Source organism: Sinorhizobium garamanticum (assembly GCF_029892065.1).
Classification (GTDB): domain Bacteria; phylum Pseudomonadota; class Alphaproteobacteria; order Rhizobiales; family Rhizobiaceae; genus Sinorhizobium; species Sinorhizobium garamanticum.
In genome coordinates, this window is record NZ_CP120374.1 from 1,898,902 (window position 1) to 1,911,552 (window position 12,651).

At 62.4% G+C, this 12,651-nt stretch carries 10 protein-coding genes; 6 read left to right on the forward strand and 4 right to left on the reverse strand.

The features are described from left to right. The first annotated feature begins 34 nt into the window (after nt 1–34). The gene (locus PZN02_RS28755) at nt 35–478 is read left to right on the forward strand and encodes a universal stress protein (RefSeq protein ID WP_280662342.1); all 444 of its coding nucleotides are present in this window, start codon (nt 35–37) and stop codon (nt 476–478) included. A 306-nt stretch (nt 479–784) separates the two neighbouring features. Continuing rightward, nucleotides 785–1,120: a hypothetical protein gene (locus PZN02_RS28760; RefSeq protein WP_280662343.1), complete on the forward strand. Its 336-nt coding sequence runs from the start codon at nt 785–787 to the stop codon at nt 1,118–1,120. A 52-nt stretch (nt 1,121–1,172) separates the two neighbouring features. On the opposite strand, the gene PZN02_RS28765 is transcribed toward PZN02_RS28760, so the two are convergent. After that, a complete protein-coding gene (locus PZN02_RS28765) occupies nt 1,173–1,325 on the reverse strand; it encodes a hypothetical protein (RefSeq protein WP_280662344.1) in 153 nt (50 codons plus the stop codon). 343 nt (nt 1,326–1,668) lie between these two features. Here PZN02_RS28765 and PZN02_RS28770 point away from each other — a divergent pair, with 343 nt between their 5' ends. Continuing rightward, nucleotides 1,669–3,438, forward strand: coding sequence for a type I secretion system permease/ATPase (locus PZN02_RS28770; RefSeq protein WP_280662345.1), 1,770 nt, complete (start codon nt 1,669–1,671; stop codon nt 3,436–3,438). After that, complete coding sequence (locus PZN02_RS28775; RefSeq protein ID WP_280662346.1) at nt 3,435–4,751, forward strand: HlyD family type I secretion periplasmic adaptor subunit; 1,317 nt, start codon at nt 3,435–3,437, stop codon at nt 4,749–4,751. The genes PZN02_RS28770 and PZN02_RS28775 overlap by 4 nt, the downstream gene beginning before the upstream one ends. Here PZN02_RS28775 and PZN02_RS28780 read toward each other — a convergent pair. Beyond that, a complete protein-coding gene (locus PZN02_RS28780) occupies nt 4,714–5,550 on the reverse strand; it encodes an NAD(P)H-dependent oxidoreductase (RefSeq protein ID WP_280662347.1) in 837 nt (278 codons plus the stop codon). The genes PZN02_RS28775 and PZN02_RS28780 overlap by 38 nt on opposite strands. A 92-nt stretch (nt 5,551–5,642) precedes the next feature. Between PZN02_RS28780 and PZN02_RS28785 the strand changes: the two genes are divergently transcribed. Continuing rightward, on the forward strand, nt 5,643–6,593 hold the full coding sequence (locus PZN02_RS28785) for a LysR family transcriptional regulator (protein WP_280662348.1): 951 nt from the start codon (nt 5,643–5,645) through the stop codon (nt 6,591–6,593). Nucleotides 6,594–6,684: 91 nt separating this feature from the next. Here PZN02_RS28785 and PZN02_RS28790 read toward each other — a convergent pair whose 3' ends face one another. Together PZN02_RS28790 and PZN02_RS28795 are read right to left on the reverse strand one after the other, a co-directional pair. Continuing rightward, nucleotides 6,685–9,711 carry a calcium-binding protein gene (locus tag PZN02_RS28790; protein WP_280662349.1) on the reverse strand — a complete coding sequence of 1,009 codons (3,027 nt, stop codon included), beginning with the start codon at nt 9,709–9,711 and terminating at the stop codon, nt 6,685–6,687. 365 nt (nt 9,712–10,076) lie between these two features. Beyond that, the gene (locus PZN02_RS28795) at nt 10,077–10,850 is read right to left on the reverse strand and encodes a GntR family transcriptional regulator (RefSeq protein WP_280662350.1); all 774 of its coding nucleotides are present in this window, start codon (nt 10,848–10,850) and stop codon (nt 10,077–10,079) included. Nucleotides 10,851–11,244: 394 nt separating this feature from the next. On the opposite strand from PZN02_RS28795, the gene PZN02_RS28800 reads away from it, so the two are divergent. After that, the gene (locus PZN02_RS28800) at nt 11,245–12,630 is read left to right on the forward strand and encodes a family 4 glycosyl hydrolase (protein ID WP_280662351.1); all 1,386 of its coding nucleotides are present in this window, start codon (nt 11,245–11,247) and stop codon (nt 12,628–12,630) included. The last annotated feature ends 21 nt before the right edge of the window (nt 12,631–12,651 follow it).

A 12,651-nucleotide genomic window follows, 5' to 3' on the forward strand; every position in this document is an offset into this window, starting at 1 on the left:
CTAGCTTGAACTCCGAAGTCAACGGGAGGTTTTCATGTTCCGCAACATTCTCATCCCCACCGACGGTTCGCCGCTCGCTACGCTCGCCCTGGACGCCGGCATTGCCTTTGCAAAGGAAGCCGAAGCGAAGATCACGGTGTTGACTGTGACGGAGCCGTTTCACCTCTTTTCGACCAATACCGAACAGCTCGCCAGCACGAAGGAAGAATATGAAGCGCTGGCCCGTCAGCACGCCGGGGAAATACTTGCTGCCGCCGTGGCCAAGTCTGAGCATGTCGGCGTGCCGTGCGAATCCGATCACGCCCGTAGCCACGAGGTCTATCGTGCGATCATCAAGAAAGCGGACGATATCGGCGCCGATCTCATCATCATGGCGTCGCACGGCCGTGGCGGCGTCGGCGCCCTGGTCATCGGTAGCGTCGCCGCAAAAGTGCTGACGCATTCGACGATCCCCGTGCTCATCTACAGGAAAAAGTAGCGAGCGAAGCGGTCAAGCGACACGATTTTTCTCTACTGCATGATTCCTTAGATCGGAATCGATTTGAGGAGAAAATCATGCAGCGATTCAAGGTGCTATAGCGACCTTTGCGCGTCTAATGAGACGCGCGGCGCTGTGGCTTTCCGGCAGGTTTCGGCCCGGCGTCTGACGACGTCGGGATTTTTCTTTGGCCGTTGCCGGAAAAGCGTCAAAGTTTCGCGTGATTGGGGGCGTGCCCGGCGGGCGGCTGCGGGGGATACCGATCCGCTCGACCGTGGTCGACGGTCATGAAACGGCGGGGGAGGGATGTCCTTGAGCGTCAATCCGAACGATCTTGCGCTTCTTGCGGTGATGCGGCGCTATTTCCTGGTGAAAGATGAAGTCAGTGCCTTGAAGGCCCGTCTGGAAGCCGCCCGGAAGGACAGCGCTGAGGAAATCAGCCGGTTCTACGACCCGCGCACGAATGCGACCCACGCCGAAGACATTCTGGCGTGGCACCAGCTGAGGAAGGAGATGGATGAATTGATGAGCCTGGCGGCGACCTGGGGCAGGGGCGGCAACATCGAAACCCAGCAGCTTGCGTCGAAAGCGGCTGTGGCCAAGGTCGCCCCGTTTTCGGATTTCCAGTTGTCCTTGGATTGAGGTGCTACAGCGTCTTTGCGTCCGAGACACGCGGCGCTGTGGGGTGACCACCTTATCGGTTCAAGGCCGACCGGACATCCTCGATCACGGGGAGGGCCGCGATGAGCATCAAGGGCGCGGCAAGAAAAAGCGCCGCAGAGGCGAGATGGCGATCGGTCGCCTCATTGCGTTCCTTCGCAGTCAGGTTGCGGAGATAGTATTTCATGTTCGGTCGATGGTGCCGAAAAGTATCGGATTGGCGGATGGGACGTGCGATTCATCCGATAGCACAAGATCGGCGCCGCTGTCCGTCCAATCTTGCGTTTGGTATAGTTTATCGCGGGCGTGTGTGCGCGGCGGGGATATACAGAAGGGTGCACCGATTGCGGGAAAACCGAAGGGGCGCTTTGCCGGCGACGCCGGGCTAAACACCCGCCCCGACAGCAGTCAATATTTAAGCTTTCGAAGGGATCATTGTTTCCCGGGGAACAACTCTACATTGCTGCCTCTGAATAGATCGGTCAGCAGAGTTCAAGCGGCCCGAACGGCCGACGCGGAGATTTCAGTCAGTGCCTAAATCAAGAGCAGCTTCAAATCGAAAGAGCATCGAGCCCGCGGATGCGTTGCGCGACTGCCGCGCGGCCTTCATCGGCGTTGGTATCGCCAGTGCGCTCGTCAACGTTCTCTATCTCACCGGCTCGTTCTTCATGCTCGAAGTCTACGACCGGGTGCTGCCGAGCCGAAGCATTCCCTCGCTGGTCGCACTCTCTTTCCTGGCACTGCTGCTCTATGGCTTCCAGGGCGCGTTCGAGCTGATCCGCGGACGCATGCTGGTGCGTATCGCCGGTGCCCTCGACGAAACGATGAGCGGCCGGATCTACCGGGCGCTGGTCAAGGCACCCTTGAAGCTGAGGATACAGGGGGATGGCCTGCAGGCGCTGCGCGATTTCGACCAGGTGCGGTCCTTCCTGTCGGGCGCCGGTCCGGCGGCCCTTTTCGACCTGCCGTGGCTGCCCTTCTATATCGCCATCTGCTTTCTCTTCCATCCCGTCATCGGCTACATAGCAATCGGCGGCGGGCTGATCCTCACGCTTCTGACCTATCTCACCAATAGCGGCACCCAGGCGCCGGCCAAGAAGGCGGCGGAGGCGGGAGGCATGCGCAATGCCTTCGCCCAGGCGTCCCAGCGCAATGCCGAGGTCGTCCAGGCCATGGGCATGGCCGGCCGCATGACCGACCTCTGGGAACGGCGCAACGAGGAGTTCCGCCTGGAAAACCGTCGCACGTCCGATATCGGCAACGGTTACGGCGCGGTGTCGAAGGTCTTCCGCATGGCGTTGCAGTCGGGTGTGCTGGCGGCGGGCGCGGTTCTGGTGATCAAGGGCCAGGCCTCGCCGGGCATCATCATCGCCGGCTCCATCCTGACCGCACGCGCGCTTGCGCCCGTGGAACTCGCCATCGGCAACTGGCGTGGTCTTGTCTCCGCGCGGCAGAGCTGGCAACGGCTGAAGGAACTGCTTAAGGCGCTGCCGGAGGCCGAGGCGCCGCTGGCACTGCCTGCCCCGCGCGACCGCCTGAGTGTCGAGGGACTGGCGAGCGGGCCGCCGGCGGCCCAGCGGTTGATCTTCACCGACATCAGTTTCACCGTTCACGCCGGCAGTGCGCTCGGCATCATCGGCCCGAGCGCGTCGGGCAAGTCGTCGCTTGCCCGTGCCATCCTTGGCGTTTGGCCCGCCTATCGCGGTTCCGTGCGCCTTGACGGCGCGGCTCTCGACCAGTGGGACAGCGATGCTCTCGGCAAGCACATCGGCTACCTGCCGCAGGACGTGGAGCTTTTCGCCGGAACGGTTGCACAGAACATCTGCCGTTTCGCCGAGGACGCGACGCCCGAGGCGATCGTCGCGGCGGCCACCGCGGCGCGCGTCAACGACCTCATCCTTCGCCTTCCGAACGGCTATGAAACCGAGATCGGCGAGGGGGGCACGGCGCTTTCGGCCGGACAGCGCCAGCGCATAGCCCTTGCCAGGGCGCTTTATGGGGATCCCTTCCTGGTCGTGCTCGATGAGCCCAATTCCAACCTCGACGCCGAAGGCGAGCAGGCGCTCAGCGAGGCGATCATGAGTGTTCGCGCCCGCGGCGGCATCGTCGTCGTTGTTGCGCATCGGCCGAGCGCGCTTGCGAGCGCCGACCTCGTCCTGATGATGCAGGATGGGCGCATGCAGGCCTTCGGCCCGAAGGATGAAGTGCTCGGCAAGGTTTTGCGCCGGGAACGCGCGCAGCAGGCGGAACGGCCGGCGCCGCTGAAGATTGTCGGTGACGGCCAGGAGGTGGCGAAATGAGCGACGGGAAAAAAGAGATGCCGAGCGCCCGCCGCTCGCTCGGGCGCCATATGATCGCGGTCTCCACGCTGGCTATCGCCCTTGTCGTCGGCGTGGGCGGCTGGGCGGCGACGACGGAGTTGTCGAGCGCGGTCGTTGCCGGTGGCGTCGTCGTCGTCGACGACAATGTCAAAAAGGTCCAGCACCTCACCGGGGGGATCGTCGGTGAACTCCTGGTCCGCGAGGGAGACCGGGTCAATGCGGGGCAGGTGCTGATCCGTCTCGACGGCACCACCGTTCGCGCCAATCTGGCGATTGTCGAAAGCTCGCTGGCGCAACTCTATGCCCGCCGTGCCCGCCTTCAGGCGGAGCGCATCGGTGCCGTCTCTTTCGAGGTCGATAAGGATCTCGACAAATTCATCTCCAGTGCTGCGGCGACAAAGCTTGTCGATGGCGAGCAGAGGCTTTTTGCCAGCCGTCGGTCGGCGCTCATCGGCATGAAGGACCAGCTTGCCTCCCGTAAAGCGCAACTGGCCGACGAGATCGAGGGGCTTACCGTCCAGCTGCAGGCGATCGAGGACGCGCTCAAGCTGATCGCGGAGGAACTGACCGGCGTCGATTCGCTCTACGGCCAGGGCCTGGTGCCGATGCAGCGTGTTACGACGCTGAAGCGCCAGCGCGCCGAACTCGAGGGCGATCGCGGACAGCGCATCGCCGCCCGCGCCCAGGCACGCGGCAAGTCGAGCGAGATCGACCTGCAGATCCTCCAGCTCGACGAGGATCGGCGCACGGAAATCTCCAAGGAGCTGACGGATGTCGAGGCGAAGATCGCCGAATACGAGGAGCGGCGGACCGCCGCATCCGACCAGTTGCGTCGGCTCGATATTACCGCGCCGCTTTCGGGCCGGGTCTATCAGCTCGCCATTCACACGGTAAACGGCGTGGTCAATCCCGGCGAGACGCTGATGCTCGTCGTGCCCGAGGCCGACGACCTGACGGTGGAGGCCCGGGTTGCGACCCATGACATCGATCAGATCCATGTCGGCCAGCCGGTCGAAATCCGCTTCAGCGCCTTCAATCAGCGCACGACGCCGGAGGTCGAGGCGGAGGTGGCAACCATCGCGCCGGACCTCGTCACCGACGAGCGCACCGGCGCCAGCTATTACCCTTTGCGCATCCGGCCGAAGCAGGAGAGCCTCGCCAAGCTCAAGGGGCTCTCGCTTTATCCCGGCATGCCGGCCGAGGTATTCATCAAGATCGCCGATCGCACGGTGATCTCCTACCTGACAAAGCCGCTCACCGACCAGATGCGGCACGCATTCCGAGAGGACTAGACCGGTCGGCTTCGTCTGCTCCGTTCAGATGGAGCGCGAAGCCGCTCGCGCCCGGATCGCCCAGACCAGGTCGAAGCTGAAGGCTTGGGATCACATAGTCTCCGCCGTTCTGCCGCCGATAGGGAATAGGCGGCGTGGAATCGAGCGTTCGCATCCTCTCGCGCAGCCGTTCGGCCGCTGCATGGAAGCCAGCCTCATCGAGACGATCGACCCGATAGGCGACGAACGGCGGAAGCACGTCGTAACCCGGATAAAAGAGGATCCCGTGATTGATCGGGAATAAGAGGTCGTCGATCGGACCGTTGACCCCGCGGGCGGAGTAATGTTCCTCCCAGCCGCCAGTGGTGACGAGCAACATCGCGCGTTTGCCCGCAAGGGTCCCTTCTCCGAAGCGGTTGCCCCAATATTTGTCGCTGTGCTCGCCGACACCATAGGCGAAGCCGTAGGCATACACCCGATCCACCCAGCCTTTCAGGATCGCCGGCATGCTGTACCACCACAGCGGGAACTGCAGGATCAGGATGTCGGCCCACAGCAGCTTCTCGTGCTCGGCTTTTACGTCTTCGGTCAGAGCGTTGGTGGCGAAAGCTTCTCCCGAGGCCTTCGCAACTTTCAAACGCGCGTCGGGGACCAGCGATCGAAAATCGGCATGATCGACCTCGGATTTCCAGCGCTCGGCATAGAGGTCCGACATCCGCACCTCGTGGCCTTGGGCCTGTAACTCCTTGATGGCGACGTCGCGCAGCGCGCCGTTGAGCGAACGCGGTTCGGGATGGGCGAAGACGAGTAGAACTTTCATGACATTGGCCCTCAATTGGAAAATCGATGCTTAGGTAGCCAACGCGGTGATGATCCGGTAGATGTAGATAATGGATATGATTGTGCCGAATAATGGATAGGTCCGACGTCACGCTGGAACGTATGCGCACCTTCGTCCGGGTGGCCGAACGCGGGAGCCTGTCTGCTGTTGCGCGGGAATTCGGAGTGGGCCAGTCGACGGTCACGCGGCATCTCAGAGAACTCGAGGAGGCCGTCGGCGTACCTCTACTCAGCAGGACCACGCGGCGCGTCACCATGACCGATGAGGGCAGCCGTTATTACGCCAACAGCGTTCAGGTCCTTCGCCTCGTTGAGCAAGCCGTGGACGAGGCGCGCGGAACGCGTGGCGCGCCAGCCGGCACGATCCGTCTATCCTGCACAGCGGCCTTCGGGGTCACACACGTCAGCCGTCTGATTTTCGCTTTTCAGGATCGCTATTCCGATATCGGGGTCGACCTCAGCCTCACCGACGAGCGGATCGACCTCGTGCGCGAGGGAGTGGATATCGCGCTTCGCCTGGGTCCGCTGGCCGACAGTTCCATGACGCTCAGAGCGCTAGGCCAGTCCCGGCGTTTGCTGGTGGCGGCGCCGAGGTATCTGGCGGCGCGGGGTGTACCGGCCGTCCCGCAGGATCTTTCTGGCCATGAGGGTATCCGGATGTCGAACGTGGCGGGAAGCGACATCCTCACCTTGCAGGGGCCGAGCGGAGAGATCCACGCGGTGCCCATTGGCGGACGGTTCCGGGTCGATCACGGGCTCGCAGCGCGAGAAGCTCTTGTTGCTGGACGCGGCATTGCGCCCGCGCATCAATGGCTGGTCGACGACCTCCTGGCGACCGGACAATTGACGGCGATCTTGCCCGACTATTCGCTTCCGCCCGTTCCGCTGAGCATGCTGATCGTTCCGGAACGCGCGAGCGTTGCGCGGGTGCGGCTGCTTGTCGACTTTCTCGTCCAGCAAATCGGCCTCATCCCGGGGATCGAAAAGCCGCAGCCGAAGCGCGGCTCCAGAGAACCAGCGTAAACAGCGGCGGTCCGACGCAATTGGTCTGGCCCTGAAACAAGGAAACGCCCGCCCCGCTTTCGCGGGACGGGCATCCAGGCGACGCCCTTCCTTAGAGGAAGGAGAAGTCGCTCGCCGAGAGTGCCTTGACGTTCTGCAGGATTGCGACCAACTCCAGGTCCGCCGTCGCGGCATTGCCGTCGGCATCGTACCAGAGACGGCCGTTGTCGCTCTCGAACAGGAACGTGCCCTTGCTGCTTGTCGCAACCGGGTCCGTGCCTGTGACCAGCGTCACCGTCGTGTCGCTGGCGGCGATGCCGAAGGCGGCGCGATCGATGACGAGCTTGTCCTGACCGCGGACGAAGTCGGTGATGACATCGCCTTCACCGTCGCGTCCTTCGCGGTCGAAGACGAACCGGTCGTTGCCCGTGCCGCCCGTCAGCCAGTCGTCTCCTGCTCCGCCAACCAGGATGTCGTTTCCGTCGCGGCCATCGAGGATATCATCGGCGCCCTTGCCATAGAGCGTGTTGGCGGTCGCATCACCGCGGATTTCGTCATCCGCCGCGCTGCCGATGATGGTCTCGAAGTTCTTGACGGTGAGGCCGAGCGCCAGCCCTTTGTTCTTGGCCTGGGTCTGGAGGTCGAGCACGACCGACGTTGCTCCCGCCGCGAAGCTCAGCGTATCGACACCGACGCCGCCATCGAAGAGATCCTTGCCGGAATGAACGGTGCGGGTGAGAATGTCGTTCCCGGCGTCGCCGAAGAGCTGGTCGTCACCGGCGCCGTCGCGGAGCGTGTCGTTGCCGTTGCCGCCCCTGAGGACATCGTTGCCGGACATGCCGTCGAGGATGTCATTGAGGGTACCGCCGGTAACCGTATCCTTGCCCTTGCTGCCGACATAGTCGAGCGCTTCGAAGGCGTTGAAGGATGTCGCCGTATCGACATTGACCGTGCCGGTCGAGAAGTTGAACGCGATATCCTTCGTCTGCTCGGAGACGTTCAGCCTGAGCACGTCCGTGCCAGTGCCACCGTCGGAACGGTCGCCGATACCGGCATAGACTTTGTCATTGCCATCCTCGGCGTAGATCACATCCCTGCCGCCGCTGGTGGTCGCAGTGTCACCGTAGATGGTGTCGTTGCCCGTTCCACCACGGATCGTATCGTTGCCCACGTCGCCGGACAGTAGATCGTTGCCCGCCCCGGCGCTGAGACTGTCGTGACCGGCGCCGCCGCGCAGATCGTCGTTGAGGCTACCGCCGACAAAGACGTCGTTGCCCGTTCCGCCGACGAGCGCGACCCGTTCGACGTTTTTCGCCGTGACCGGAGCATTCGTCGCTGTCACCGAGGGCGCGAGTTTGAAGGTGATGCCCTGGGTGTATTTGCTGAAATTGATGGAGGCGAAATCGGTGCCTGTGCCACCGTCGACGATCAGCGTGCCCGTCGAGGCGGTGCGCGTTAAGCTGTCGTTGCCGGTTCCGAGATTGACCGAGTTGTAGCTGGCCGCTCCCGTCGCGCTGTCGCCGACAGTGACTACATCATTGCCGTCTCCGGCAGTGATCGAGTTTTTACCGCCAAAATCGCGGATGACATCGTTTCCAGCACCCGAGTTGAGCGTGTCGCTTCCCTCTCCGCCATCGAGCGTGTCGTTGCCGTTGGTGCCGATCAGCGTATCGTTTCCGCCGTAGCCGTAGAAAGCAACGTTGAGCGCGGAGCCGACGGATTTGACCACGTCGTTGCCGGAGCCGAATTCGACGCGATAGTGCTCGAAGTTCTTGAGGCTTGTACCATCGGAGAGCGTTGCCGCGGCGCCGGTGGCAGAGAAGGTCTGCGCGGTTGTCAGCGAGCGGCGGTCCACCGCGACCGTGTCGGTGCCGGTGCCGCCGTCGCCCTTGTCGGCGCCGCCGTCGCCCAGTGTGACGGAGTCGTTGCCGATGCCGCCATTGACGGTGTCACGGCCAATTCCAGCGAGAAGGGTGTCGTTGCCGGCACCACCGTCGACATAGTCGTCACCGGCTGCGGCGTCGACATAATCATTGCCGCTTCCGGTCACGACCTTGTTGACCGTCGAACCGGTCGCGTAGATCGAGTAGTGCTCGACGCCCTTGAACGTCGTGCCGCCGGCAAGCGTATTGATTTCGGTCGATGCCTTGGCGGTGAAGTTTCCGGTGAAGTTGCGAACGACCAGCCGGTCGCTGCCGCTCACGTCGGTGATCGTGTCCTTCCCCTGGCCGTAGGTGTAACTGAGCGTGTCGTCGCCGGTGCCGCCTTCGAGCTTGTCGTCGCCGATGCCGCCATCGAGCGTGTCGTTGCCGGCGTCGCCTGCCAGGCTATCGGCACCCGCACCGCCGGTCATGGCGTCACCGTCGTTGCCCCCGGAAAGCAGGTCGTTGCCGGCGTCTCCCGAGAGGGAGTCCCCGCCGTCGCCGCCGTAGATCTTGTCGTCGCCGTCGCCGCCACTCAGGTAATCGGTGCCGGCGTCGCCGTATACGTTATCATTGCCGACTTCGCCGCTCAGGAAGTCGAAGCCGTAGCCGCCGATAAGCGTATCGTTGCCGTCTCCTCCTTGGAGCATGTCGTGACCGCGCCCGCCCGAAAGCCGGTCGTGTCCGAGTCCGCCCATCAGCATGTCGGAATAGTTGCCGCCGGTAATGACGTCATCGAAACTCGTTCCGGTGATGCTGAACGACTCGACATTTGTCGTCTGGATGCCTCCGGTCAGTGTTTGCGGTGCGATCCAATCCTTGATCGCGATATTGAGCTTTGCGCCATGTTCAGAGTAATCGATCATGGCCATATCGGTGCCGGAGCCGCCATCGACCACATCGCCGGAGATTTCGCTGAGCTCAAAGGCGGTGATCATATCCCGACCGCTGCCGCCGCTGAGCTTGTCCTGTCCGGCGCCCCCGTTCAGCATGTCGCTTCCGCTGTTGCCGTTCAGCGTGTCATTGCCGTCGCCGCCCATGAGGCTGTCGTTCTGGAACGAGCCGCTGACGGTATCGTTGCCCTCGTCGGCGTTCACCGTATCGCTGCCCATGCCGCCGTTGACGATGTCGTCGCCGGAAAGTGCCATGATAAAATCATTCTCAAGATCGCTGCCGGTCAAAATGTCCTTGCCGGCAGTTCCGAAGATATTCGCCATTTCTGTTTCCTTGTTGCTATGCATCGGGACATGCGTCGCTGTTCGCAGAGGCGGCTGCCTCGGCGTGGTGATGGATGGTCCTTTTTGAAGGAGACGCCCATGACGGGCGTTCGCTCATCGTCGCGAGCGAAAAGACGTCGATGGACTAGACGCGGTGCCGTTTCATGGAGTGTCTTCCCCAGCCAAACCCCTCACAAGTCATGCGGTATTGCGTGACTTGAAGAACGTTCCCTGCCGTTCCCGCTGCCATATATCGACGAGTTCGAGAGCGTTTTGTGTTTCCGCGGGAACAGACCAAACAGGTAGATTCGCGGATCGATACGCAGATCTATGGTTGCAGAGAAGGGCCGACGAATGAGAACGGATCACAGCCTTCTGTGGGACTGGGTCAACGACAGCGGATAGCGTGTCGGATGGTAGGCGGCAGCACTTACATTGACCGTGCGGTTGTGCGTGTCGTAGGCGATCTGGTCCAGCGTCAGCACTGCAGCAGGAACATCGAGCTGGAGGAATGAAGCCTCCATGTCGGTGGCGAGCCGGGCACTCAAGGTCGATTGGCCGCGCGACGGGATAATTCCGTAGCGATTCTCGAACTCCGCATAGAGCGACCGGTTCTCGACCGTCCAGTCGATGTCGAGGATGCCGGGCGCTAGCGAGGCGGAAAACCAGTCCCGCTGGATGACCACCGGCACGTCGTCGAGGAGGCGCAATCTCTCGAGGAAAACGACATCGGCTCCTGTCGGCAGGGATAGCGGCCGCGCGACTTCGGCGTCGGCCCGGATGATCTTGCCCGAGAGAAGGCGCATGCCGGGCTTTCGATTGTTCGCATAGGCCGTCTGGGTGAAGCTTCGCACGACCTCGAGCTCATAGATCGGCGTCGGTTCGGTGACATAAATGCCCTTGCCGGGTCGCGTCTGCAGATAGCCGAGATTCTCGAGGTCCTTCACCGCTTGCCGCACGGTAATGCGGCTGACGCCATAGGCGGCGACCAGTTCGCGCTCGGACGGAAGCTTGTCGTTGACCGCAAGTTCCCGCCTGTCGATCATGCCCCTGAGCAGGTTCCGCAATTGCACGTAGAGCGCATCCGGATGGTTGCGATCGATGGAACTCTCGTCCGGGAGATTTGCGTGTCGCGTCATCAGTCGTTCGTTTCAGCGGCCAGTTGCCGGATGCCCTTCTGCATTGCACCTGGCAAGGTCTAAGACAAGAGCCCGGCGCGTTTCCGTTCCACTCAAAGTGCGTCGCCTTCAATTGGAGCGATGCGACACGCGTCAGATGTCCCGAAACCGTTGCACACTTGGGACGGCATGCACCACAGCGCCGAGTGTCCTTTCAAACGGGCAAGGGACACCGTAGTGCGTTGAAATTGCTGCATATTGTTGTCCTTAGTCGGCGACGATTAAGGAAACAGCTTCGCCCCTCATAACTGGTTTCGGCCCACCTTGTGGATCGCGAGAAAAGCGTCTGTAGGCCGAATTGACATAACTGGTTATATCCAGTAGCGATATCACAATCGGAACGGCGGAGTAAAGCATGAAACTGACCTTGATTGGCGGCGGCGGAGTCCGGGCACCACTGTTTGTCGGATCTGCGCTGCGGCGCGCGGAAAGAAGCGGTCTGACCGAGATCTGCTTGCAGGACATCAACGAGCAGAAGCTCGATCTTTTCGGGCGGATCAGCCAGGAGCTGGCGCGGCGCATGCAATCCCCGGTCAGGATCACAACGTCCGTCGATGCGGAACGGGCACTCGAAGGGGCGAGCTACGTCGTGACAACGGTCCGCCCCGGCAACGAAGAGGGCCGGATCAAGGACGAACGCATCGCGCTTGCCCATGGCGTGCTGGGTCAGGAGACCACGGGTCCGGGTGGCTTTGCGATGGCGCTCCGCAGCATTCCGGTCATCCTCAAATACGCGGAAATCCTGAAGAAGGTCAGCCCCGACGCCTGGCTGTTCAACTTCACCAATCCGGCCGGCCTGGTCGCACAGGCCCTGCAGAACGAAGGCTATCACCGCACCGTCGGCATTTGCGATGGCGCGAACGGTGCGCAGGAAGCCTTGGCGCGGTGGTACAAGGTGCCGCAGAATGATGTGCATGCCGAGGTCTATGGCCTGAACCACCTCTCCTTTACGAGGAGTGCAAAGATCGACGGCAAGGAAGTGCTTCAGCCCTTGCTTGACGACGACGCCTTCATCCACGCCACGTCGCAGCGCATGTTCGACAGCAAGCTCATCCGCCACCAGCGCAACTGGATCAACGAATATCTCTATTACTACTACTATGCGGAAAGGGCGGTCGAAGCGCTCAAGTCCGACGAGCGGACGCGCGGCGAAGAAGTCAAGGACCTGAACGCGGCCTTGATCGCCAAGCTCGGCACGATCGATCTCGATGCCGACGCCGAGGGAGCGCTGGCCGCCTACTATGCCTATGAGCGGCGGCGCAACGCGACCTACATGCATTACGCGCTGTCAGACGCGCCAAGCATGGAAGAGGCCGACAAGCTCGTCGAAAGCGTTGCGGCCGGCGAAACCGGTGAAGAGGGTGAAGGCTATGCCGGGGTCGCGCTCAACCTCGTCGATGCGCTGCAGACCGGAAAGCCCTGCTACACAGGCCTCAACGTCCGCAATGAAGGCGCGATCGACGGCCTGCGCGCGGACGATGTCGTGGAGGTGAGCTGCGTGGTCGACAAGAGCGGCATCAGGCCGCTCAAAATGGGCGCCATGCCCGAGGCCCAGGCGCAGCTCGTCCAGAACGTCAAGCGCTACGAGCGCCTGGCCGTCCGTGCAATCAAGGAGCGGAGCCGCGAACTCGCCGTCGAGGCGCTGATGGCGCATCCGCTCGTGCTCTCCTATTCGCGTGCCGTGCCTCTGGTCGACGAATATCTTGCGGCGCACACGCAATATGCAGGTGACTGGTCGTGAGTGAGGCACCTGGCTCCCGCT